The organism is Paenibacillus taichungensis (assembly GCF_003287275.1).
GTDB lineage: Bacteria > Bacillota > Bacilli > Paenibacillales > Paenibacillaceae > Paenibacillus > Paenibacillus taichungensis_A.
The window spans coordinates 102,492-127,622 of sequence record NZ_QEVW01000001.1 but is presented as its reverse complement, the minus strand read 5'-3'; the positions used below and the strand labels follow the sequence as shown (position 1 = coordinate 127,622).

Sequence of the window (25,131 nt, the reverse complement as noted above, 5' to 3'; positions counted from 1 at the left end):
ATGATTTCGAATATTTTTATAAATAATATAAAACTATATTAATTTAAAATGTAATTCTCGCAAGTCATTAGCTATAGTCTTATATCTCTGATAATCTCCATTAATAAAATCATCGTAAATAAATCTAAACAAAGTAGCATAAATAAATATACATAAAATAACTATTAAAAGTATTGAAAATATTATTAGAACAGTAGTTAAATCATCAGTATATTTATTTAATATATTTGTATAAGTAGCAGAAATAATAGGCAAAAGAACAGTCAATAGGATTCCTCTCCCTACAAAGAATGAGACTTTCTGTTCTTCAGCTTGTTTTTCTACTAGCTTTATTAGCAATTCTATCTTTTTAGGATCTGTGTCAATACTCTCATTTCTCAAAAATTTCCTTAATCCTTCAATTCTAACCTGGTAATAGTTTTTTCCGTTATTATCAGATTCAATTATCCGATCTCTTTCTAATGTCAAATCTCTCAAAGAGACCAAAAAACACATAATTAAAGAAATAAAAGAAATATTACTCCATTCTGATTTGAAGTTATATTTTATTAATATGATTAAAATAATGCATGACACCAAAAAAATAATAGATCTTTTAAATCCTTGCCACTTCATTTTTTTAAACATGATGTGAAGTAAGCTTAAATCCTTTTTATAGAGTTTTAGAAGTTTGTCTGCCATCGTTTTCTCCTTTTAATCTTTCATATAACGTTACTTTGTTCACGTTTCACCCTATATTGGGTTCCGGCGATTGCCGGTTGTGTCCACAGCAACTACTTCACTGAATCCGCTTCTGGGATCAAAATCGAATGTTCGATATGTGCATATTATGTTAGGTGGAATATTCCCTACCTTGGTTACTTTAGCTGCTCACAAGTTATCATATCATTCACAATCCTCTATCTATAGGTAGAAGCAGAGGACTTAATTTCCAAATTATAATATCCATTTTTCTCCAAAAAAAGTGTTAAATCACGGTCATTCAATTTTGAATTAGAGCCAATATATATTTCTTTTACCACTTCTTTTTTGAATTCAGAAAAATTGATATCATAATAGGAAATCAACTTTTCATTATCGTTTCTGAATTGAATATCACTTACTATTAGTTGACTTTGTTCTTGATTAAACGGAGAATATTTTTCAGGGTTGTATACTAATCTTACTTCTTTTTCCTCGGAAAATGCAGGGTTTTTACAGTATATTGACTTATCTAAGATATGTTCTATTGCAATAGTAGCTGCTGTGAAAACGTGTTTCATTCTATCAAAGTTTAAATTAGTTGGATCTTCTAAACCGAAATCTATCAATGCTTGTAACAATAACTCTTTTTGTTGCTTAAGATCATAGTTTATATTAATGATTTCGATCAATTGGTGTTTTTTGAATTCTTCTAACGAGAATCCGATAGCCACTCCCCTTGAATTATCTGCATAAGAACGCCATTGGCTCAATATATCACCTTCTTCCGAAAAACAAGCGATATATGGATTTACTTGTTCAGAGTAATAACCTTCATATATTTCAGTTAAAGTCTCTATGTAAAAATATTTATATTGCTCTTTTTGTTTTTCATCTGTTAGTACCGATACATAACTTTCAATTACTTCTGGAATGAATTTAAATAACCATTTAAACTCTTGTGTATCATTCATTTTGAAAGGATTTGATGCACGAATAGTAGAATTTTCAATGATTTTTACAAATGTATTTACAGAACAATAATGATAGTATAACTTTTCTTCATGTTCTCTTATCTTCATAACTTGCTCCTCTTAAACAATTTTTTAAACAATTTGTACTACTTCACCTAACGTTTGTGTATCTACAAACCCGAGAGGCCTAGGGCGCATCGCGCTAGGTCCGATGGACTTGGCCTCGCAGGGCTGTCTGCTGATTCACCGCTGTTTCTAATCCATTTTATATCTTGAGTCCTTATTAAAACTAAAATGTTTGGGGATTGCTTATGTGTAATCTGATTCTTATAATTAATAGCATTTCTAAGTTCTGTATCATTCATTAATTCATTAAGTTTAAAATACATATGTTATCTATCTTTTCCAAAGAACTTAAACGTCTCTAAAATACACTTTTTTCGTTATGCCCTTGTTTTCCCCAACAAGAGAAAATTTTAAAGTAAAATATACATCAATGTAGTTATCAAATCTTGCTTTTATTTGATAATGATGTTCTTCAAAATCATTAAATATATCTTTATTATTTCTACTCCTTGCAGTTCATTTTTTGAGCTTGTTCCTCTAAATTGATAGGCACTTCTGAGTCAATTCTATATCTCCAATTCACAAAATCTTTTGCTAGTTCCGAAGACAATTTTTGAATATGTTCTAAAGTGATGTAAGCTCCTTCGTATCCATCAAAAACTTCATTTATTGCTTGGCGAATAATTCTATCTTGTTCTTCCTTCCTCGCTCTTTCTAAATAAATTCCCAGAATTTTATTTAATCCAGCTCTCATCCCCTCAATATTCGCCTCAAAGTAACATTTTTTATCTCTAATTACATCTGGGTTAAATTTTTGATTTTTGAGTTCGAGAAATATCTCCTCGCGTTTACTATCGATAGGTTGTCTAACTCCATAATTAAAATCAACTCCTTCATATTTGCTATGAATTATAGCTGAAAAAGATATATGCCCGAACACTATAACATGTCCATAAATAAGTTTTTGTTGCTTTGATCCTGAGATAAAAACATAGTTTGCTAAATCTCCTTCGGGAATTGAGTAAGGGATAGGATTCACATAATCAATTCCAGTATCATTATTGTCTAAATCCTTGTTGTATCTCAAATAATTTTGAATACTGCTCCAGTTAATGCTGGGCAGAGTAACTATTGACTCTCTATCTAAATAATGAATGAAGTTATACAATATTTTAGCAACAGCTTTAGTATTCTCTTCTCCTCCTAAACTCAATTCGAATTTAATAGGCTTATTAATATATGTTTTCCTTAATACTGCATCAATAGAAGAAAAACCTTTTCCATATTGCTTTTTTATATGCTCTAGTTGCTCTTTCATCTTTTCTAAATTTGGAGTTGATATTTTGACTTGAATATTACCTTCCTCATCGGTTACTTCTTGCCTTTTAGATTTTTGATGAGTAAACTTCCCACCCGGCTCTAGTAATATTGCACTACCCTCATGTTCTAGCCTTTTTATCACAGGAGGCATTTTCCCTCGATCACTTTTTATATTTAATAGATTTCTTATGATTGCAAACTGCTCAACAAATTTATTGTCCATATACCCCGACTCTTTTGTTGAAAAGTGATTATTGCACCCTTTACAGATAATCTTATTTGACTGCAAACTAGATCCTAGAGCAGAATGAATGATATGTTCATTAGACTTTTCTATTATCTCAGCATTACAATATATACATTTATCCATAAGCTTCTCCCTCGAAATAAATATATTAAGATAATAAAAACTTTACCTATCTTTCTAGTTTTTTTGAATTTCGTATAACGTTCCTGTATTACGAACCAACGAATGTTGGGTGTCTGGCGACTACCAGACCAAGAACGGATCTCCGCTGCGTGTATACTTTGTTATCTAATGTATTTGCCTTTTGAGCTACCCTAATCTATATACGGAATTTCTTTAAGGCTATTATTTCGCAGCGAAAATTCATTTAATTCTTCTCTACTTAGTTGTCTTCGAGGATCCATCTTTAATTGATTACTTCTGTATTCAAGATAATCAAACTGAGATTTTGAGGGGTCAAACCAGTATTTATTTTTGTTGCTTTCTATTACACTTGCACCAGTTAGAGAAATAAACGATTCAAGCTGTTTTTGGCGTTCAAATATATTTGTATTTTCTCCCCAACCCATAATGATAAACATGTATGAACGAATATACACCATTCTAAATAATTCAGGGCTTCTCGCACCATATAACGGAAACAAATATGTAGCAGCGAATATGTTTGGAGGAAATTGTTCTCCTTTGTGCACTGATACCTTCATAACATTACCTAATAATAAGGTGTATAATTTAGGATTATTTCCTTCACCCAAAATGTATGGTATGTAACTTTCAAACTCAGCTGTAGACGTTTTATATGCTCGAGCTGCGTTGTAAGATATTTTTAGTATCCATCTTAAAAGCAAATCGTAGTCGTACTCAAACTCAATAGGTTGAGCACGAATAAAACTATCAAAATACTTGTCACATAAATCCTTTGCATAGGTATCTAATCCAGATAAAATTACGTTATTACAATATTGGCAAACATCTTTAATTTGATCGGCTGACAATGTATATTTTCCTATTCCACCATTATAGCCAAATTTATAGTCTGGGTTTTTTTTGAATAAAAAGTCTGGAAAAACATGTTCTTTAGTTAATGGTTCGTGTTTGTGTGACTTACAATAACTACAAATTTTCATAATTGCTCTCCTTTTCATTTACTTAATGCAAATATTAGACAACGTTCCTGTATTCACGACATCGCTCCCCCTTAGTAAGCTCTTATCTTAGGGAGATCGATGTGTACGTTGAATTAGCCTCTCTGCCAATAGCCTCTAGCGGACCAAGTAGCAGCAATAGCCGATCCACAGCGTGAATATAATGTTATAAGATGTTGCGCCTTCCCCCAATTACTCATCATACTTGATTAAAATGATTTTCTTATCTTTTATAATGATTATCGATTTTTTCAAGGAGTTTAAAGTACAATTTCATTAGTTTTTCATTATGTTCTTTCTGAACCTCTTCATAAAAGTTACAGAGAGCAATAATACCATCAATTTCTCTAACTATGACTTTGATATCTTGATCTAATAAATGATATTCTTCGAATAATAGGGGTCTTACTTTCTCATGATAATTATTAAAATCAAATTCCTCTGGATATGAAGTAACAATCATAACTTCTCCATCTACTTTAAGAACTTTATTATAAATTTTCAGCTTATCTATATACTCTTTTCTGTTAATTTCCTTTTCTAGCTTTTCCCTTTCCCATTCAATTTGTTTTTGAAACTTACTATTATCATTTTTTTGATTGTTTTTACTAATCATATACGCACCATAAAAAGTCAGTGCTGAAGCAGAAATTGTTGCTAAAGCCGTAATTGCATTTCCTAGCCACTGTGCATCTGCCATGGTATCTCCTTTTAATTCAATATATCTTTTGCGCAATTTCTTATATCGTTCCTATATTCACGACTCGACGTATGTCGAGTGTCCGGCGAATGCCGGGCCAAGGACATATGCCCACAGCGTGAATATTATGTTATACGAAGCACTTCACATCATTGAACAGAATTCAAATCTCAATGACTAAGATAGCTTCTTCTCTATACCCCTCAAGGTCTTTCAATTTAATCCACTCAGACTCGTCATTAAATTGGTAGAATCGAATGACAACATCTTCACCTGTGATTGTAGAACTTAAAATCACAATAAATTCTCGCTCAGGATATTTCAATATTAAATGCTCTTCCCAATTAGCAATAAGTTTCAACCCTATCTTTAAGCTTTATATATGATAATGATTAACTGACGCTTCTAGATCTGTTCGATCTTGATATATGGTTTCTTCAATAGAATGTGTATTTCTTTAACTTGAAGCCTCTAGCAAAATACAATTATTCCATTCATAAAAATTGGGGTTGAGTAGATTTGAATTTATTGGTGGGCTTGAATCAGTTAAGTCATTTAATAAATTTCTCATTGGACGATTGGTTTTCATGTTTTTCCTGCTTTCGAAGTGTTTCGTATAACGCTTCAGTATCTATGAACCCTACAAGCTTAAGGGGGCGCATGCGACTGGGTCCAACGGTCTTAGCCTCGCAGGGTTGTGAGCTGATTGCACTCCCTTGCTTACCACTTCTTGCGAACCAAGGGCCGAATAGCCCGAAGGCGTAGATACTATGTTATGTGTTGTATGGTTCTTCTTTGATTATCTAACAATCTTATATTTAAGATATCGCTCACCGGAACGGACAATTCATCTTTAAGCCGTATGATTGGATTATCATCCTCATCCCAGTCAGAATACCTAAGTATACTCAAATAATATAAGCAATACTTAATCAACAATTTTTTCTTTTGTTTATTGTTTAGAGTATGTTTCCTATCCTCATCAAATATGATGTTTGTAACATCAGCTTTAAAAGTTATTACGTAGGGTTTAGCACTAATAGTCCACTTTGAAATGGCTGATGCGCAGCCTAGAATGCGTAAGATATTTTCGAGAATCTCAGGTAATCGTGCAATGTGCGAGACATTTCTGTGTTTATGGATATCACTATTAAATAAGAATCCATTTACACATTTATCAGTAACACCTTTAGAATTGCCCTCGAGTCTATTATTAACCATTCTAGCAGTAGGTCCCCAATCCCCATCAAAATATATTGCCCAATCAACGAGTTTCCCATTATAAATGGTTTTCAGTTTCTTACCAACTAATTCAAAAACTATACCTTCATTTTTTAAAAATTCTTTTAATTCAGTATCTTGAATCAGTGCATTAAATAAATTGAAAAGTTGTTGATTATGAATGATTGATGTTCTAGTAGTCAAATGTGATAGAGTTATTCCATCGAAATCAAGGGTACGGTCAAGGTCTTTATTGTATCGGGAGAGAAAATTTAAGAACTCCGATAAGTCTATTGAGTCTGCTGTGCTTTCCTTTATGATTTCTATCCCATATTTCACAATGTAGTGTTTTATGTATTCTTTGTTCATACCTACTATTTCAGCCAATGAATTATAAATACTCTCTTCACTCGCTGTATTTAGAAGTTTCTTCATCGATAAGCACTCCCTTAATAACCGTATTTCACATAACGTTCCTGTATTCACGACCCGACGCATGTCGGGTGTCTGGCGAATGCCGGGCCAAGGGTGTATGCCCGCAGCGTGAATATTATGTTATGTGCTGTTGCCTTCTTCTTGAATATGCCACATGAATTCTTATTTTATTAGTTCGTCAGCTATAAGTTCTACTTCTCTCATCATTGCATGTAATTCATCAAAATCTAAAAAGGTTTGATTAGATTTAATTCCTTGGTTTGTTATCCATATAGGTATAGTATTTAATTCTTCTAAGTCGCCATTACTTATGGAGCTATCATAATGTTTGGCTACATTATAAAGCTTGTTTAGTCTTTGAATAGAAGAACCATCATTCTTTTCAAATAACTTGTTGTCCTCACCAGCCATTTTATTACCTAACATGTAAGCTTGGTACAAGTGAGAAATCGAAGTCTCGATACAAACAACTGCTTCTAGATACTTAGATATATTTACTTTATCGTGCTTCAAGAAATCGCCTAACAGAATACCCCCAGTATTATACTGATAAAATGTAGACTCTATTCTTCTTAAGATATTCATTAAATATATTCTTTGTTTTTCTTCATAGTTATATCTAAGTGTAGAATTTAGTATAAATGCCCCTACCCAGTGCTTTTCTTTATCAAATAGAATAGTATTGTTTTCAGTTAGACTAGATAAATCAGCAGAAATGAAACGATCTAATAAGTAATTCGAAGATCTGAACTCCATTACTATCATCCCTCTTTTCAGTTTGGCAATTGCACATAACGTTGTCGTATTCATGAACTCCGAAGGGGTTGTCTGCTGTAATCCCTCTCCGAAATCCACCCCGCAGACCAAGACTCCGAAGGAGACGCTGCTTGAATATTATGTTATGTGGAGTACCGGGCTTCTTGAATCTACTTATACATGATCGTTTCTATATTTTCTTATGTGCTCTTCTAATGTCCCTCTTGCTTCTTCATATGTTTTAATCACTTCATCCACTTCGTTCTTTAATTCTTTATGTTCTTTCCAATATTCTTTCTCTACCTTGAGTACTGAACAAAATAAATCGCCTGTATACAAATCCCCTGATCTTAATGGGTTCTCTATTAATTTCTCCAAGGCTAACGGTAAAAGAACAGTTAGACTCATTTGTTGCCCGATCAATATTCTTAAATCTTCATTGTTCAATTCGCACAGAGGTCTCTTTCTTAATTTATGTACTTGAATCACTAATGAAGAAGCGAAATTCGGTTCGTCCCAACATTCATCTTCAAGCTCTTCAAGGGTTTTGGTTAAATCTATTTGATGCATGGTTTCACCCTCTTTAATAAATAGTTTCCGGTATTTCACATAACGTTCCTGTATTCACGACCCAGCGTATGCTGGGTGTCCGGCGAATGCCGGACCCAGGACGAATGTCCGCAGTGTGAATATATTGTTATGTGATGGATCAGTCGTCTTCGAATCAGCCTTCAACTCTAATTCTTTGCTTTATCTAAATACTCCTACTTTTTGAGCCCTGAAATCATTAAAAGCATCAGTATGTTGCTGATTAAATAAATCAGGCATTTCATCGGGATTAAAGAATTTAAGTTCTATACTTTCTTCATTACTACTAATCAGTTCACCATTGGAAATGCAACCCTGATAAAAAAATGAAATCGTTTGTGCCCGATCTCCATTTGAATACTTGTCAAAATATTTGGTATACACACCTATGAGCTTTTCAATAAAGATTGTTAATCCCGTTTCTTCTTTCACTTCACGAATAGCCGTCTCTTCAGCAGATTCGCCCAATTCCATAGCTCCTCCTGGAAAGCCCCAAGCATTTTTATCTCTTCTACGTTGCAGCAATATTTGTCCCGCTTCGTTCACAATAATTGCTCCTGCAAAGTTAAGAATGATCATTTCACTACCTACCTTACTTCTTATCCATTTGATATAATCCATCAGTTTCTCCTTTTTACGAGCATGTAAAGCACTGTATGTAATTTGAAAGCCCCATTTACTTTGCATTTCTGATCTTTCACATAACGTTGTTGTATCTACGAACCCGAAAGGCTTAAAGGAGCGTAGCGACTGGGTCCGCAGGACTTAGCCTTGCAGGGTTGTCTGCTGAATCACATCCCTGTAAATACCTCTGGCAGACCAAGGGAGCTTGACTCCCGCAGTGTAGATACGTTGTTAACTGATGCCTGCTCTCCCTTGATCATACCCTAAAATATGTAATTCTTCTTCTCTGCCGAAAGCATTCAACAACTATCATTTATCTACTTCCGTGTAATGCATTCAAACAACAGACTTTAAATCATCTTCCATGCAATTACGTTCAAAACAACTGTCTTTAAACTATCTTCCATGCAATTGCGATCAAAACAACTATCTTTAAACTATCTCCCATGCAATTACGTTCAAAACAACTATCTTTAAACTATCTCCCATGCAATTACGTTCAATACAACTCTCTTTAAACCATCTTCCATGCAATTGCGTTCAAACATCCGTCTTTAAACTATCTTCCATGCAATTGCATTCAAACAACCGTCTTTAAACTATCTTCTGTGCATTCACTTTCAAACAACCATCTTTCATCAACTTTCCAAATATTATTCTTAATAGCCCTAGCAGGTTTCAGTTAACATCTAATTTATGTACTTCGTAAATACCACACATCCTGTATGATATGTGAACTACGTATATGATAACCTATGGTGTAGTATTTGCGAAGAAGAATTTGGTGAAAAAGGGAGATTTATTGAAGCATTCAATATCACAAATCCATCCGATCCAGTGGGCTTTGAATACGTTCAATATTTTTCGTACTAACATGCGTATATCGCTGAGTTGTTTGTGCACTCGTATGACTAAGTAGCTCCTGAATGTAGCGGAGGTCTGTCCCGTTTTCTAGCAAATGAATGGCAAAGGAATACCTTAACACATGAATACTAACCTTCTTCAAAATTCCTGCGCGTTGTCTAGCTTCTTAAAAACCTTCTGCACCATATCCCAGGCGAGACTTGAAAGAAGCGTCCTCCGATCCTTTTGACCCTTCCCCTGTTTCACAATAAGTGTCTGCCTTTCAATATCGAGATCGCTGCAACGCAGACGCACAACTCACGAAGCCCGGAAGAATAGGTCAGGAACTGAATTGCTTTATGTTTAGGGTTGGAAACGGATTTGAGTAATTGAGCAACTTCCTTTTTGCGGCTGTACCCTCTTAACTTTAATATTTTCTCTAACGGTTCTTAGGTCCATTCGTATTTTCCTTACTAGCTTTCCATTGCTGTTGATCTTCGCTCTCAACCCACAACTCCAGGATAATCTGAACTTCATCTCAATCAAACTGGTTCGTAAACTTCTGGATAGTCATAATAGTGTAGGGGAGAATCACACTTATAGTATTTTTAATTTCTAATATTGAATCCGCTTCCATATGCATTTATAATATATTAGTTCCCTAAATTGGAATATTTATATAAAAGGAGGATATAAAATCTATACATACAATTTTGGGACATATTCACTACTATAGGAAGGTGCCATTATTGATGAGAACATCTAAAACGTTTAAAAAAATTATTATTCTAAGTCTCGCCATTCTTCCTTTAAGTCTCGGTCTGCTTCAAACAGATGCTGACGCTGTTAGATTCTCAGGTGGTAGAACAAGTGCTACGTATAATGTATGGTACTCTGATTCTGTTTCATCGTACGGTTATGTGTCAGCAATAGATGAAGCTCGTTTCAAATGGAATGATACATCAACAAAAGTTAATTTGACTAGAGTTCTCTCCTCAACCGGAACGCCAGACAAGTATTATGTAGGTACAACTGCTCATCCAACATGGATTGGTTTGCAGGAGGGATATAAATTATCAAATTCAGGCGGTTATGTTATTGCAACTGGCAGTGAAACGTGGAGCTTCAGCAATATAAGACTTTTTCATAACAATATGTACAGATTTAACATGACAACTTCACAGATCATTTCTAACGCTACTCACGAATATGGCCACGCATTAGGATTAGATCACACACCGGACTCTGGTTCTAGCTCTGTAATGAAATCTGGAATTCAAGACATAGGACCCACAACATATGATATCCAAGAGATTAGACTTAAATGGGGAAATTGAAATATAACTGAGAGGGTGAGATCATGTCTTTATCAAAAAAGAAATATATAGTAATCCCTGTATTGTTATTATTGATTATCTTTGTTGGTTCAATTGCATATTTAAATGAAGATTCGGAACCAGATCCACAAATCAATAAAGTTGTGAATCTTTCTGCAAATTCAATAACATTTAATGAAATTAATAAACTAGATGAATTTGCTGAATTGGTTGTCATTGGATATGCTACAGATGAATTTATAGATAGAGAACATGTGGTAACTGCTTTCGATGATGGAACAATGCAATCATTCCACACGAATACCAATATAAAAATTGAAAAGATATTGAAAAAGCCAGATGATTTCCCTTCAGATCAAAAAGAGTTAACAATCATTGAACCAGTCAGTCTTGATGGTGATGTCAAATATACAGCTGATCATTATGTTGAATTACAGAAGGATGATAAAAGTGTGATTTTCTTAATGAAGAACACTTTTGGTAATTATGGACTAATTAATGATAACTTAGGGAAGTTCAGCCTAGAACAGACTAATCAAAGTAAGTTGTCTCAATCCTTCACTTCTAAAGAGTTATCAGAATACGAATTATTTCGTGACTCAGTAATGGAGAGTTACAATATAAATTAATGTTCGTAGCCCGATGGTGTATAGCTTCCATTAGCCCATAAGAGTTTTATTATCTAGCGCTTGGTAAAGGCGAATTGGAAGTCTGCCGACCGCGCTTTATTTCAACCGACCTCTCTAAGGGGCTCTTTTATTTACCTGTTTACTGAATTCCTCGTAAACGAGTTAGTCAGTCGTTCGTTTAGCCCGAGTTGTTCGAAATTCTTATCACTAAGTAATGTTATAAATAATGATTAATTATTCTTTAATACTCCAGAGATAAACTCATGGCGCCTTTGCTTTCATCATTCATCAAAGGAGGAAGGCTTTATTGGATGTTGTCGGAACCTTCTACGTGACTTTGAAGAAGAAAAAAAGGAAGGCCCTTCTCATCCCATAGGGACTCAGACGACCTTCCGATGCTTTCGGAATCATATATGATATTTAGAAGTAGAAATGAGGAAAGCAAATCAATAACAAACCGCTGCTCCATAGCATCTTTACCCCAACCTGTACTACTGATCAATTTGTCCTCATGAATTAAAGTAGACGATTGAACCCGCAGGTATATCGTCTGGGGAGATCCCTTTTCCCAAACATATACCGATGTTCTTCTTGCCGGCTATAGAATGATTAATTTGAATCGAGATAACTCCAAACACTTGCTCTTCCCCGTCCGTTTTTTTGATGATAATCTGTTCACCGATCATCTCTTTGATTGTTGACGGAAGCAGTCCATCCAACTCTTCATTGGCCCCCATAACGATGGTTCCGAATTCCGGTGTATCAAAGACTAACCCCACCCCAAACAGCATTTTAATTTCCATTCTGTGACCACCTTATCCCTGATCTATGAATAGCTCACCTTTGAAATCTCCCACCCTAAGATCGGAATTACGAAGTGTACCCATGGCATCTATCAATATGCTTAAGTTATCCATTTAGCTTCTGACCTTCTAAACATACAAATGCCATCCCACAACAAAAGCAGCCAAGATGAAAGCCGAGATGCCAGACAAGATGTACATCATCTTTTGCTTTTTGCTGTAACTGCTCTTCCGCAGTTTGTAAATAAGCAAGCCAAGATACCCCACTGCTAGAAGTATATAAAACAGGTTAAACATTAAATTGATCCGTAGCGAAGAATAAGCGGGATAACTTGGTAGTCTGCTAAGTATGATGAAAAGATTAATAAGCAGTAACACACCTGCAAAATGTATTGCAAGATGATATTTATCAAAATTAGTTCGAGGATTTCCTCGTTTATGTAGTTTGTTAAGAAGCATACGGAGTAGATAGCCGACCAAAGCACATATACTGAAAATGATGGCTAGCGCAGCAGGAATAAGAGATATTACAATCAAGTTCACCTTCAAATTCGATACAGGCAAGTAATCCATGTAAGGAGTGTAGGAAATTTTCTCAATAACTCCATTATGCTCGACCACATTATACAGACTACTTAACTCCGCTTTTGAAAATTTGGTTATATCAAGCTGCCTGAATAAATCAGTAAATCTAGCGGCAGGCCGTCGTGCGGATTGAAAATATCCCCCACCCTCAGAAGTAACCGAATTAACGTATGTACTATTACCAAAGATTTTGCTAATAAGTCCATAATAATAAATTTCCTCAAACGCAATGTTTGTCATGACCACCATTCCAAATTTGGATGCTGGATCAAAGACAACTTTACTTGAGAACCCTTTTAAATTCCCCTCATGCATCAGCGTAGGCACCCCGTATTCCATCTCAACGAACCCGTGCGCAAATCGCGGAGTAGACGTCCCGTCATAATAGAGACTTGTTGACAACATTTCGTCTAACGTATCCCTCTTCGTAAATAATACATGGCTACCATCGACAGGCATTAGCGCTGCAAGGAATTTCCCTAAATCTTCTGCTGTCCCGATCGCTGCCCCTGTAGGATAGAACGTTACGTAAACTCTGTTCTCAGGGATCCGTTTCAAATCTTTCGTATACCCTTCAACCTCATTCCTTCTTTGCACAAGGTCTGGACGATCTTGCCCCGTTGGATGAACCGTAGTGTCGTTCATATGAAGCGGTTCAAAAATATGTTGATTAACATATTCATAATAAGGTTGGCCACTTACCAATTCCACGATGTAACCGCCTAGACCAACGCCATAGTTCGAATAACCGACGAAGCTATTCGGTTTGTATATCTGTTTCGGCTCATTTTTACACAGCGTTTCTCCTAAATCATAATCTTCACTTTCGTCGTAATAATACACTTCGGTCGCTGTTTGATCTTCCCAACCTGCATTGTGATGCATCAGGTTCAATAGGGTAATCGGTTCATCGTATTTGAGCTTTTTGAAAAATCCTTCTGGAAGATATTCTCTGATATCCGTCTGCAAATCAAGCTTTCCTTGTTCGACAAGCTGCATCACACTCGTATAAACCAACAGTTTTGAGATGGAAGCCCATTCAAACACCGTAGAGGTATCCGCCTTTCGCTGATTCTCAATATCTGCGTAACCATATGCCTTATTCACAATGGTTTCACCGTCTTTGACAGCCACAACCGAAACGGCAGCGGTGTACTTCTCATACGAGGCTACATAAGCATCAATCGTTTCCTCTAACTTGGATAAAGGAATCCTGGATGGTGTAGCCTCAACCTGTTTTTCTTCAGCGTGGGCAGGTACCGCTACTGCCATAATGAAAAACACGAGTGACAGAACACATGCGATTACTTTTTTTACATTGTGATAACTACGATCTCTCTGGCGATTTTTCTGCATTAGCTTCTCTCCTTTTATTTTAATTGTTTACTTGCACATTTTTGTTTTTATGTATGCGTTCTCAAAGAATTTCACATGAATCTAAGTTATTTCTCAAATGCAATTACACTCAATTCGGAAAGAGGTCGGAGAATTTCACCTTTCCAATTAACAATTTTATTTCTTTATCTATCAGGAAGCCCAATCAATGATATAGCATCTACGGTTTTAATATGTAATTATTTTCTCTTGCCTGATTATTTATTTCTTTAAGCAAGCTTACTTTATAGATCGAAAAACTATATGGAATTTCTCTATGATTTTCATCTGGATGGATATTCTCTGCTTAGATAATAAAGTTGTTTAAATCCATCTTCTTGATGATGAAATAGTTCCCCTCGAACTCACCGTTACGAATGTGAACGGAGTCAATAAAATCAAACATAACCTCATAAAGTTCTTGCGATGAAATCTCATCTTCTAAAAAACGCTTGATCACTTTCTGGCTATTAATCAATTTTTCTCACTTCCTTTACGGTTTTTTACTTCTTGAGGATTTCATATAACGTTCCTGTATTCACGAGAGATTCTTACAAATTTCATTTCTTATTCCAATTCTTCATCATATGGATTTGTATACAAATCCACATCAATTTCAGCATGAATCATATTAACGAATTCAATAAAATCAGAATCGAAATAAAGAGCAGGAGTTTTGCCCTCTTCTATTCTTATTACAATGAAAAATTTCGTAATTAATTTATGTTCAATCCGTATCGAATTGATTTCTTTCACTTTATTTTTTAATAAATCGACTACTTTTGTTAATTGGTGATTCACATCTAATGACTTTTCATAATCCGTACCTAATGTCCATGATGTTTCTTTTATTCGATGCTTTTTGTTAATTATATCGCCTTTATAAGCCGTATTCGTAGGTTCAATTTTAAGTATTGAAGTTACATAATTCGGATCGAATTCATCTCCAAACAAACTAAAATAAGCCATTACTTCGGTTTTGTCTTTCAGGAGTTTCACCTCTTTAAGAGTTGATGTATGGATTTATCCTAACATTCAAAGATTCACGACTGGCTTCATTTTAGATAGCTCTTATCTTAGGATAAAACCTGTGTGGGTAAGTTATGCTTCTAGTGTATCTATTTTATACAATCAAGGGCGTATCTCGTAACGTGAAACTTTTGTTATGTGATGTCTCATTCCACCTGAAATACTCCAAAAAATATTGTTTAATCAGAAAATATATACCAAGTGAAATCCTCATTTAATCCAGAAATTTTTAATATCTTCTACTATAATTTCTGAAATATGTTTGGATGAATCCTGCGGGTATAACCATATTGTTACGATAAAAGTTAAACATATCATTAACCCTACATTAACTCACTCAACAATTCTAAATTTGGTGTATTTAAGCAAATATCACACATATCCATCCTCAGGTTCACCAACATCAGTACCCAACATTTTTAACGCTTCCAACTTAAATGTTTCTATCCAGGACATCCATACTTCGCTGTTCATCTGTGCATAAAAAGATAACCCACTAGGCTCAACGGATGCTGCAATAAATACATCTTCTTCTTCAGTTCCAAACCAATAAGGAATTCCACTTTTATAACCGATCCACCCTGGCATATGCTCATATACTTTAGAAACTTTAGCCCACACCTCATCAGGCAGATTATACCTTATATTTAGGTTGCAATTATGAGTGTTTATGTTGTTCATTTAGATTCTTCCCTTCCACTTTAGACCTGTACCACAAATATCCTCTATTTTTAAGTAAACCCTCACTGCCTCAAAGAGTGCAGCGACTTGCCGCGACACGATTAGGTAGTGCAGGGTTACCTGCTAACTCCACTTCTTCGAATACCCTCAACAGACCAAGAAGCGAAAGCAACGGCGTAGATATGTTGTTATTTAGATGTCAATTGCCTTCCACAAACTACTTATAAGTTGTACTTCACCTTAATTCTTTCATATAACTTAAAATCCGGATTTCGATTTACAATCTCTCCAATTAACTCTTTCCATTTGTTTTCAATCCACTTAGGACTTTGTTCTTTCAGAATATCCTCGTTAAATTGATTATCAATATACTCCAGATCTTGTTTGAGCACTCCTATATCCAGAATAAGTTGATTTCTCGATTCTTTTTCTAGCGATACCTTATTCGATAAAATATCGTCTGTGATATCTGCTCGTATATACCAGTACATATCTCTAAACACATTATAGATTAAATAGGTTGATGATGATTGATCCTCCCTGAAATCAGAATCAAGAAAGATGAATGATTCTTCACCCACTTTTAAAGATACTGCCAGATTCCCTAATGTATATATGACTGTTTCCTTCGAAGAATTGTCTTCTAAGCTCTTTATCACATAATCTAAATTCTGAATTGATTCTTTTATACCCATTTGAGTTCCATGATTTAGTTTAATCGTGTAATCAACTTTTTGATTGTCCTTGTACGCTTTGAATTGATAGTTGAAGTAAAGGCTTATGATCAATCCAACCATTAGTGTGATTAGTGCAATATTTTTTCTCATTCCATCACCTCGTATTTTGTGCAATTCATTTCTGATAACATCTAATCTAGTTACTTTGCCAGTTAAACATATTACATCTCGTGATTTGTATATAATAACCCCTATTATTACATTTCTTAAGAAAGAAATTTTCCAGCACATAAGTGGCGAAAGAATGCCTCCGTATATGAATACAAACCATTTTGACAATGAATATTAAATTTATAGGAATTCCAGGTACGCGGAGAGACATTTTCGTGTATTTTCTTATGGATTATAAATTCAATGTAAACTAATTGTTAAATTTTAGTAAATATATTGATATACATTTTCCATATGGTAGTATTTGTATGTGGCCACAAATTAATCTAAAAGGAGTGAAGTTTTTACATGAAAAGTTTGTTGAAAAAGTCGTTTGCTTCTCTGGGGATCACAGCAATCTTATTAGGTACTGTTTCTTCTGTTTCCTTTGCCTCAATTGATTGGAACTCCACTGCTACTTGGTTTGGTTCCGGTGCGAGAGCCAATATTAATGCAGTCACTAAGCAGACTAATGAACCGTACTATTACAAAATGACTGTTTCGGCCAGAACTAACGATGGTTCATCCGGTTATAACGAAAAAGATCCAGCCAAATCGACTGACAGCGTATCCGTGAATTTTCTAACGGGTGGTGCCATAAGCAGTGGTACTTCGACTCATGAGTGGGTCATGGTGGGCGATAGTGCATATGTATCGAAAAATCTCGATTTTAAATAATTTCTAGCATTACATAGCGTGAATAAGGCTACTTCGCCTTATTCACGTTTTAGTTATTGGAGGCGGCTATGCGACAGATTCTAAGAGCTATACTAGCAAGCAAAAAAATATTTATTCTTCTTTTCATAGGCTTTGTCTTAACGACCTTGCCCTTTCTGATCGCTCTATCCACTCAAAGCTATTACGATGAGCACTTTTACCATTCGAAAAATGGATATTTCAAAAATTATTATTCTGTCACGTTAACCAACTTTAAACAACTAGATTTGCTTGAGGTTCAAAAAATAGCAGATGCTAATTTTGATCTTGCAAGCGTAATTACCGGTGATATTACGACTACGGTACCAGGAATAGGGCAGATCCAGATCGTTGGGCTGTTAAATCATGAACATTGGTCTCCTCCTCTAATTGAAGGAACAAATATAGACTTAAATGAATCAAGCGAAATTATTGTAGGCAGACTCGTATCCAATCATATTGGAGCCCTGACACTGATGAATAAACATTACACAATCAAAGGAATAGCAGGCAAAGATTTAGGGGACGAGTTGATTAATGTCTACAATTATAAGATGTATGTTGATCTGAATGAACTGCCTGATTCTATTAAACAGGACATCATGAAGCAAAAAGTACTCCAACTTATCGTCAGGTCGAATCATAATCCGGAGACTGAAATCAATCATTTTGTTGATGAGATCACACAAGAAAATGTTGAAGTACAAGCGAAGATTGTGAATGAAAACGAAAATTACAAAAATGAAAAAAATACAAGACAAGGCGTAAAAGAAGTACTCAGTTATCCTTATAAACTATTTTTGATTGCCCTGATCAATTGTATTAACGTGAGCTACCTTTCGATTTATTTGAAAAGGAAAGAAATTTCATTAAGAAAAGCTCTGGGAGCAAGCCATTTCAATTTATTCTTTTATATCCTCAGTCAGCTTTTTATCTGTGCGGTTCTGGCAGGAACCTTTTCTATCTTAATTCAATGGCTTCTCAGCAAACAAAGTCTAAAGATTCTCGATGTGACCAGCTATTATATCAGTGTAAGCTTTAATCATTTTATGCTCGGGATACTGATCACACTTGCCATTTCAGTGATTACAGCAATCATCCCATTTTTTCATATGTTGAAAATCGAACCTGCCAAGGCATTAAAGGAGTAAAGCCATGTTTAGAATACAAAGTGCTATCGCTGCATTGAAGAATAGATGGGTCATTTCAATCCTGCTGCTTATTCAGTTCACGTACGGCTTATCCACCATAACAGGCTCGGTCAACATCTTTTACAACCTGTCTTATCTGAACACTCAATCCATTTTGGACTTAAAAAGCACCTATTTAGTTGTACCGGGTAAGATTACGAATGGATTTCAGAAAGAAAAGTTTAATCAAGAACAAGTCGAAAACCTATACACCCAACTTGATCATAATCCAGATGTTATCTCCTATGGTACGTACTACGAGGATAATATTATGCTTGACCCAGGCATGGGTCCACTTAACAATACGATGGTGGCTGAATTAACCAAAACTAACCTGGGATATAACGAACCTTCAATTAGTGCAATCGTTATGGATCAAAACTATTATCAGCTTTTAGACTTGAAGTTGGAGCCAGGACAAGGCTTTTCTGCAGAGGATTTTAATAAAAATCGCAATGAGAACGTCGATGTTCTGGTTGGTTCCTACTTCAAAAAATATTACAAGATCGGCGATGTCATTAATGGACAATACAAAATTAACGGTTTCTTGCCTGATAAATACATTGTGAATAACAACACGTCAAACATTTATCAGAAATTGGATAAAGCGATGTTCATCCCTATGTCTAAGGATATTTATAACGATTATAACTCCATGTTTACAAGGTTACATTTAGGTACGATTTTGAGTTTGCGTGATGGTGCGGATCTGGAGAAATTGACACAAACCCTTCGACTACCGGGAAATGATGTTTTGTTAAGTTTGAAAAATTTTGGGGATGAAGTACGGCAGAATGTGCGGGATAATGCCTTTATCGAAATTCCTCAACTCATATTAGGAGCCTCCTTTATTATCTTTTCCGTCATTGGCATTGTAGTTACAACCGTCGTATCTATTATGATCCGAAAAAGGGAACTTGGGATAAAGTTGGCATTAGGAGAAAGTAAGCTTGGAATTTTAGGCCAAATCAGTATCGAAAATTCAATCATTGGCCTCACGGGGGCGGTATTATCCCTGACACATTTTCTATGGAAATATAACGGGCTGTTACGGTTCTCAAGTGAATTTAACTATGCCAGTCCACTCGACTATAAACTGAATGGTACAATCCTTTTCTTTGTTTTCTTGGTGTTGTTCATGATCATTATGATCTCAAGCTGTATTGTATATCTATTCATTCGGCGACTGGAACCTAAATCATTGATTGGAGGAATGGAGTGATGGATGAACTAATTCAATTACAAGAAATTAAAAAAATATATCGTCGTAAACATCATGAGACCTTTGCTCTGGATGGTATTAACCTGAATATTCACCGGGGTGAACTGATTGCCATTATGGGGCCCTCTGGTTCTGGTAAAAGTACACTGTTAAATATACTAGGGTTGATTGACTTCCCCACGGAAGGTGATTTTTTTCTAAAAGGCAACTCGCTTCAAGAAATTAAAAATCATAAAATGCACAAAACCAGAAATCAAACGATAGGATTTGTTTTTCAATTCTTTGCGTTGTTAAAGGACTATTCTGTTCTTGATAATGTGGCACTGCCTCTTACCTACCGAAAATTAAAACATAAAGATCGCGTCGCCAAAGCGCAGCTGTATATTGAAAAAGTCGGTTTGAAGGAGCACATGCACAAAAAAACGGATGAACTATCGGGTGGACAACAGCAGCGAACTGCCATCGCCAGAGCCTTGGTCGGAGAGCCAGAACTAATTCTAGCCGATGAGCCGACAGGAAATCTGGATCGAAAAACCGGAGAGGAGATCATGAATCTCTTACAACAGCTCCATCAGGAAGGAAAAACCGTCATTATCGTAACGCATGATTTGGAGGTCGCCAAAAGATGCAACCGAATCATCGAAATTGTGGATGGAAAAATTAATAGAGACCAGGTTCAATGATAAAAACAACAATCATAAATAGATATAGAACTGTTTCTCTTTTCCATTTGTCGGGAAGTAAAATAAATAAAGTAAAATCATACTATTTTTAATGTACAAAGAAACCGTCTCCTTTGGCATGTGGCTGCTAACACTTCCACTTTACCCAGGAACGGTTTCTTTTGTTTTTATCATGTTAATCATGGGGATATGCCTAATCATTTTCCACTTATGGGACAGCCCCCACGAGTATGACTTTTCTTATCATGATAAAGCTACTTCTCAAGCCAACAAAGCCTGTTCAATCTGATCCACAATCCCGTTAATCCCCATCGGCCCATAACAACCGATCCATGTCGCAGCATCTACCGAGTGTATGTGCTGACGCTCACCCAAATCCAGCATCCCCCAAACACGCTGCTCTGTAGTTGATATGCCATTTTGCATAAGTTCATTACTGAGCAAAAAGTAGTGGCTGGCTTGTACAGCCGGTAGTCTCTCCACCGAGATGTGATAGGCCGTGTCGGAGGTGTCTGCTACAAATAATGGAACGGGAAGACCCAGGTCACGGTACAGCACAGCACCTGTACGATGAGCAGCAGAGTGCACGCGCACGAGAGATTCCAATGGACGGATCAGGGCCACACTTTTTCCTGCCAATACCGAAGCCAGTTCTTCGGACAGCAAAGCTGTTCGTCGGTGATAATTCGCAATAATCTGCTTGGCCTCTGATCGCTTGCCTGTCAGTTCACCGAACAGGCTCAGGATCGTCTGCCAGCTTTCGTTGCGCTTGAACATGAGCACTGGAGCGATTCCGCTTAACCGTTCATGATACTGGTCATGCACCTCGGTGCAGATAATCAGATCTGGCGCAAGTCGCTCCACCGTAGGCAGATCGGGGTATTCATACGTTCCAAGTAATTCGGTATCCTGGAGTCCTGCCCGAAGTGATGGAGGGAACGTTAACACGGTACTTCCCACTCCGACACTTCCTGCTGGAGACAACCCGAGCGCAAGCAGGTGATCGGCATATTGCACATCGAGGACAGCGATACGTTGTGGTGATTCGGTGACGGTATACTCCCCTCGCATATGGCAGATGACTGAGCCTTGGGCAGATTCATATGATGAAGCTGTGCGGTTTTGCAGCAAAGCATTGGCATAGTCTGCATCCGTTCTTGAAGCGGAGGCAAGTCGGTAATGCAACGGTGGGACGCCATAATATTTTTTAAACGCTCTGCTGAAATAGTACATATCCTGATAACCGATTTTGCCCCCAATTTCACCGATGGAAGCATCCGTATGACGCAGCATGCGCGAGGCACTTTCCATGCGTAGCTGAATGACGTACTCCATCGGGCCGAGCTGCTTCTCTTGTTTGAATCGGCGCTGTAACTGCCTTACGCTGCATCCCGCAAGGGCTGCCAGCTCTTTCAACTCCAGATTCTGGCGATAATGCGAGGTTATATAGGAAACGACCACATCCACCATGTCGGACTCCGGTCCCCCTTGACCATGTTCGTACTCCATAATCAGCTCGTAGATCATCCCCTGGAGTAGCGCATTGGCATAGAAACGTTCCAGCCCTTCGCCGCGGCGCCATTTGGCCACAATTTTTTCCGCGTTTTCGATCCATTCGGCATGGACTACGGAGTTTTGCACAAATGACCTGCGCAGCGGGTGTTTACGATACGAAGGCACAACAAGAGAGGCTCCCTCCATGGAAGAAGCCTTGTACATGATCACAATATAATGAATGTCCTCTGATCTGGCCGTCAGCGTAAAGGATGACCCCTCCACCACATGACAGGCAAAAGAAGCCCCAATGTGGCAACCCTCGCCATTCATTGCAAGCTCCCCTTCCCCTCCGCATGCCAGCAGCAAGACATTTGAACTTAAATCCGTTTCGCTTAGAACGCCGCCTGTCTGCAAAGTACCGCTATACCCGGCAAGCATCTTGATCGCCGTATCACTCCAACCACTTGTCTGTTCTTGCAGCGGCATTTCTCTCATCTCCTGACAATAGCATAGGTACATTGTTGCTGCTGTCATTTTAATTGAGATTTATTCTCATTGTCAATTTTCGGACATTTCCTGCAATATTCCCCTGACATCTGATAGTAAAAACAGCAGGTGATCCGCTCGCTTTTGGCAACGTAGCCATTGTCTTTGCATTCGGTGAAGCGGGTCAACGGATTCTTTCTCACACCAAATACCTGCCCGGATGCCACTTGCGTCAGATATGAAAAGTCCTCTCTGATATTCTTACTTTCATGCTCTGTCTCGGCTTCATCAGGAGCAAATAGTCGGCCAATCCGTACCATAATATTCTCCCATAGAATACTCATTGGAAGAGGCGCAATCGCAGCAAGGGCCTTCAACAGGGGTGTAAGCTGTACCGCAAACATCTCTTGTAGTGCCTTTTCCCGCCATACGCTCCTGTCCCCAGTCAGTTCTTCAGCCCGAAGCCCACTCACCGCTAGAAAAGGAAAACGCGTACCCTCCTCATGCTCTTCGAGCTTCGGATGATAGAGAAAGCTGTTCTCCAGCTGAAAGGTTACATGCTGATGATGAAACGTCATCGCGGTCACAAGCGGAGTCGTCCATAGATAGCCAAGCCGCTTGGCCAACATGGAAGCAGCAACCTTCACGTCCGGTGCATCGATATAGTTCTGAAACCAGCTGATATACTCTCGACACGCCTCTTCGTCATGCAACTCACTCAAAGCAATGGTACGGACACTATGTTCAGGCGGCTCACCAAGCAAAATCGAATGTTCCTCTACCGTCTCTTTCCATAAGTCTGTCGAGAGATATGGATTCATATTAGTTCGATCCGAGCAGGGCTTCCGCTGCCTGATCTACAATCAGATTAATCGCAAGCGGTCCATAATAAGCGATCCAAAGTGTTGAGTTTACGTCATACGTAAGGTTATTTTTTACAGCATCGAGGGATTTCCACACTGGATTAGCCAACATAGCTTCTGCCTCTGCGGCAAACAGCTCATCCGACAGTACAAAATAACGATCTGCCCCAATGTCAGGAACTTTTTCCATCGAGATTTCTACGGAACCATCTTCATTAATCTCCTGTACCACAGCGGGCATCTTCAGCCCCAAGTCATTGTACATAATACCGCCAATGCGGTGCTCAATACCGTGAACACGAATTCCTTCTTTTCGTGGACGAATGATCGCAACCGTTTCATCGCCTAGCTTCTCTGACAATTTTGTCTTCAGCCCGGCAATTTTGTCTTCATACGCCTTGCGCACTTTCTCTGCCTCGTCCTGTTTGTCTGTAATCTTAGCCACTGAAGCTAATGTATCATGCCAGTCTTCGTAGAAATCGAGTACCAGGGTAGGTGCAATTTTACTTACACTTTCATACTGCTTCTCCTGGAAGTCGGTCATGATGATCAGATCCGGGTCGAGTGCAACAATTGCTTCCAGATTAGGCTCATCGCGTGTACCCAGAACCTGTACGTCACTCGGCTGATCACCTAAGTATTCTGGAAAATCGGTGTTGCCTCCAGCAATAACACTGCCTGCCGGCTTCTCTCCAATGGCTAACATTTGATCTAAAAACTTAACATCCAGCACCGCAATTTTCTGTGGTTTTTCGTTTAGAGTGATGTCACCCTTCATACCCTTGATCGTTACGGGAAAAGCTCCGTCCGTCTGCGTTTCCGCATTCGCCGGTGTCTCCGCTGGTGTTGCCGCAGATTGCTTACCGCTATCTGTACCTGTTGCAGCACCGCAAGCCGTCAATACAAGAATAAGGGCCAGCATCAAGCCCATGAATAATCGTGATTTGTGAGCAGCATAGCCCTTGTTACCAGCTGCTTGCCCCTTTGTTCCTTGTTTCATTTGTGAATCCCCCTTATGTATAATACTGATAATGATTTTCATTATCGAAACATAAAGAGAGTATATACGAATTGCATATCGCGTTACCATGTACTTTTGCGACATTTCAGCCGGACTAATGCGACATACCGATCTGCTTATCCACCCTTTAAATTCTCAGAGATATACGCTTGCAGTCGGTAAATATCTGAAAGAAGCTCTTCTTCCTCCGGCGTATTTCCATACTCCCCTAGCCAGCGCGGTGTGCGGATATGCCACTCGTTAGACATGTATTGCTGATTATCTTGGTATGCTATAATATGCTCCAAGAAATACTCCAAAGAGCCGAAGGATTGTTTATGACTATCGTTAATGATGGATTTTGTTTTTTTAATGATCGCCTGTAACATTTGTTGAATATGATCTTCAGGATTCATAACGTTCTCCCCCTTGTCCACCAAAGTTTTAAAAACAAAAAGGAAGGTCCTTCTCTACTCCATAGAGATCAGACAACCTTCCAATCATTCGAAACATGAAGCATGTATTAACACATCTGATATAGAACTCATCATTTCGAAGCTACTCTGGAT

At 37.4% G+C, this 25,131-nt stretch carries 26 protein-coding genes; 6 read left to right on the top strand and 20 right to left on the bottom strand.

Annotated features, from left to right (window positions below; genetic code table 11):
- Window positions 1–33: 33 nt before the first annotated feature.
- The 11 genes from DC345_RS00630 to DC345_RS32030 form a co-directional block, all read right to left on the bottom strand.
- Entirely contained in the window at window positions 34–681 is a 648-nt protein-coding gene (locus tag DC345_RS00630) for a hypothetical protein (protein WP_113051463.1), read from the bottom strand.
- A 218-nt stretch (window positions 682–899) separates the two neighbouring features.
- The gene (locus tag DC345_RS00625) at window positions 900–1,763 is read right to left on the bottom strand and encodes a DUF2971 domain-containing protein (protein WP_113051462.1); all 864 of its coding nucleotides are present in this window, start codon (window positions 1,761–1,763) and stop codon (window positions 900–902) included.
- 460 nt (window positions 1,764–2,223) lie between these two features.
- Window positions 2,224–3,411 carry an HNH endonuclease gene (locus DC345_RS00620; protein WP_113051461.1) on the bottom strand — a complete coding sequence of 396 codons (1,188 nt, stop codon included), beginning with the start codon at window positions 3,409–3,411 and terminating at the stop codon, window positions 2,224–2,226.
- Window positions 3,412–3,602: 191 nt separating this feature from the next.
- Window positions 3,603–4,415 carry a hypothetical protein gene (locus DC345_RS00615; RefSeq protein WP_113051460.1) on the bottom strand — a complete coding sequence of 271 codons (813 nt, stop codon included), beginning with the start codon at window positions 4,413–4,415 and terminating at the stop codon, window positions 3,603–3,605.
- Between the two features lie 241 nt (window positions 4,416–4,656).
- The gene (locus DC345_RS00610) at window positions 4,657–5,133 is read right to left on the bottom strand and encodes a hypothetical protein (RefSeq protein WP_113051459.1); all 477 of its coding nucleotides are present in this window, start codon (window positions 5,131–5,133) and stop codon (window positions 4,657–4,659) included.
- Between the two features lie 163 nt (window positions 5,134–5,296).
- Complete coding sequence (locus DC345_RS31425) at window positions 5,297–5,494, bottom strand: hypothetical protein (RefSeq protein ID WP_146752087.1); 198 nt, start codon at window positions 5,492–5,494, stop codon at window positions 5,297–5,299.
- Window positions 5,495–5,901: 407 nt separating this feature from the next.
- A complete protein-coding gene (locus tag DC345_RS00605; RefSeq protein WP_113051458.1) occupies window positions 5,902–6,789 on the bottom strand; it encodes a hypothetical protein in 888 nt (295 codons plus the stop codon).
- A gap of 162 nt (window positions 6,790–6,951) precedes the next feature.
- Window positions 6,952–7,599: a hypothetical protein gene (locus DC345_RS00600; RefSeq protein ID WP_146752086.1), complete on the bottom strand. Its 648-nt coding sequence runs from the start codon at window positions 7,597–7,599 to the stop codon at window positions 6,952–6,954.
- Window positions 7,600–7,719: 120 nt separating this feature from the next.
- Window positions 7,720–8,115: a contact-dependent growth inhibition system immunity protein gene (locus DC345_RS00595; protein WP_181586430.1), complete on the bottom strand. Its 396-nt coding sequence runs from the start codon at window positions 8,113–8,115 to the stop codon at window positions 7,720–7,722.
- A gap of 180 nt (window positions 8,116–8,295) precedes the next feature.
- Window positions 8,296–8,757: an NUDIX hydrolase gene (locus DC345_RS00590; protein WP_113051721.1), complete on the bottom strand. Its 462-nt coding sequence runs from the start codon at window positions 8,755–8,757 to the stop codon at window positions 8,296–8,298.
- An 817-nt stretch (window positions 8,758–9,574) separates the two neighbouring features.
- Window positions 9,575–9,742 carry a tyrosine-type recombinase/integrase gene (locus DC345_RS32030; protein ID WP_258530449.1) on the bottom strand — a complete coding sequence of 56 codons (168 nt, stop codon included), beginning with the start codon at window positions 9,740–9,742 and terminating at the stop codon, window positions 9,575–9,577.
- 610 nt (window positions 9,743–10,352) lie between these two features.
- On the opposite strand from DC345_RS32030, the gene DC345_RS00575 reads away from it, so the two are divergent.
- Window positions 10,353–10,937 (top strand): matrixin family metalloprotease, encoded by a 585-nt coding sequence (locus tag DC345_RS00575; protein WP_113051455.1) that lies wholly within the window; start codon window positions 10,353–10,355, stop codon window positions 10,935–10,937.
- A 23-nt stretch (window positions 10,938–10,960) separates the two neighbouring features.
- On the top strand, window positions 10,961–11,566 hold the full coding sequence (locus DC345_RS00570; RefSeq protein ID WP_113051454.1) for a hypothetical protein: 606 nt from the start codon (window positions 10,961–10,963) through the stop codon (window positions 11,564–11,566).
- A 509-nt stretch (window positions 11,567–12,075) separates the two neighbouring features.
- Here the strand turns inward: DC345_RS00570 and DC345_RS00560 are convergent.
- The 5 genes from DC345_RS00560 to DC345_RS00535 all read right to left on the bottom strand — a co-directional run bounded on the left by DC345_RS00560 (window position 12,076) and on the right by DC345_RS00535 (window position 16,865).
- A complete protein-coding gene (locus DC345_RS00560; RefSeq protein ID WP_258530415.1) occupies window positions 12,076–12,369 on the bottom strand; it encodes a hypothetical protein in 294 nt (97 codons plus the stop codon).
- A gap of 129 nt (window positions 12,370–12,498) precedes the next feature.
- The gene (locus DC345_RS00555) at window positions 12,499–14,310 is read right to left on the bottom strand and encodes a serine hydrolase domain-containing protein (protein ID WP_113051452.1); all 1,812 of its coding nucleotides are present in this window, start codon (window positions 14,308–14,310) and stop codon (window positions 12,499–12,501) included.
- Window positions 14,311–14,895: 585 nt separating this feature from the next.
- Complete coding sequence (locus DC345_RS00545) at window positions 14,896–15,327, bottom strand: DUF4279 domain-containing protein (protein ID WP_258530414.1); 432 nt, start codon at window positions 15,325–15,327, stop codon at window positions 14,896–14,898.
- A gap of 402 nt (window positions 15,328–15,729) precedes the next feature.
- A complete protein-coding gene (locus DC345_RS00540) occupies window positions 15,730–16,038 on the bottom strand; it encodes a hypothetical protein (protein ID WP_113051450.1) in 309 nt (102 codons plus the stop codon).
- A 221-nt stretch (window positions 16,039–16,259) separates the two neighbouring features.
- On the bottom strand, window positions 16,260–16,865 hold the full coding sequence (locus tag DC345_RS00535; protein ID WP_113051719.1) for an oxidoreductase: 606 nt from the start codon (window positions 16,863–16,865) through the stop codon (window positions 16,260–16,262).
- A gap of 369 nt (window positions 16,866–17,234) precedes the next feature.
- Here DC345_RS00535 and DC345_RS00530 point away from each other — a divergent pair, with 369 nt between their 5' ends.
- The 4 genes from DC345_RS00530 to DC345_RS00515 all read left to right on the top strand — a co-directional run bounded on the left by DC345_RS00530 (window position 17,235) and on the right by DC345_RS00515 (window position 20,716).
- Window positions 17,235–17,603 (top strand): hypothetical protein, encoded by a 369-nt coding sequence (locus DC345_RS00530; protein WP_113051449.1) that lies wholly within the window; start codon window positions 17,235–17,237, stop codon window positions 17,601–17,603.
- Window positions 17,604–17,671: 68 nt separating this feature from the next.
- Window positions 17,672–18,772 (top strand): ABC transporter permease, encoded by a 1,101-nt coding sequence (locus DC345_RS00525; protein WP_113051448.1) that lies wholly within the window; start codon window positions 17,672–17,674, stop codon window positions 18,770–18,772.
- Between the two features lie 4 nt (window positions 18,773–18,776).
- Window positions 18,777–20,033: an ABC transporter permease gene (locus DC345_RS00520; RefSeq protein ID WP_113051447.1), complete on the top strand. Its 1,257-nt coding sequence runs from the start codon at window positions 18,777–18,779 to the stop codon at window positions 20,031–20,033.
- Entirely contained in the window at window positions 20,033–20,716 is a 684-nt protein-coding gene (locus DC345_RS00515) for an ABC transporter ATP-binding protein (RefSeq protein WP_113051446.1), read from the top strand. The genes DC345_RS00520 and DC345_RS00515 overlap by 1 nt, the downstream gene beginning before the upstream one ends.
- A 261-nt stretch (window positions 20,717–20,977) precedes the next feature.
- Here the strand turns inward: DC345_RS00515 and DC345_RS00510 are convergent, their stop codons facing one another.
- The 4 genes from DC345_RS00510 to DC345_RS00495 all read right to left on the bottom strand — a co-directional run bounded on the left by DC345_RS00510 (window position 20,978) and on the right by DC345_RS00495 (window position 24,978).
- Window positions 20,978–22,699, bottom strand: coding sequence for a helix-turn-helix domain-containing protein (locus tag DC345_RS00510; RefSeq protein ID WP_113051445.1), 1,722 nt, complete (start codon window positions 22,697–22,699; stop codon window positions 20,978–20,980).
- A gap of 44 nt (window positions 22,700–22,743) precedes the next feature.
- A complete protein-coding gene (locus DC345_RS00505) occupies window positions 22,744–23,520 on the bottom strand; it encodes a (2Fe-2S)-binding protein (RefSeq protein ID WP_113051444.1) in 777 nt (258 codons plus the stop codon).
- A 1-nt stretch (window position 23,521) separates the two neighbouring features.
- Window positions 23,522–24,562 (bottom strand): ABC transporter substrate-binding protein, encoded by a 1,041-nt coding sequence (locus DC345_RS00500; RefSeq protein ID WP_113051443.1) that lies wholly within the window; start codon window positions 24,560–24,562, stop codon window positions 23,522–23,524.
- A 137-nt stretch (window positions 24,563–24,699) separates the two neighbouring features.
- Window positions 24,700–24,978 carry a hypothetical protein gene (locus DC345_RS00495; RefSeq protein WP_113051442.1) on the bottom strand — a complete coding sequence of 93 codons (279 nt, stop codon included), beginning with the start codon at window positions 24,976–24,978 and terminating at the stop codon, window positions 24,700–24,702.
- Window positions 24,979–25,131 lie beyond the last annotated feature (153 nt).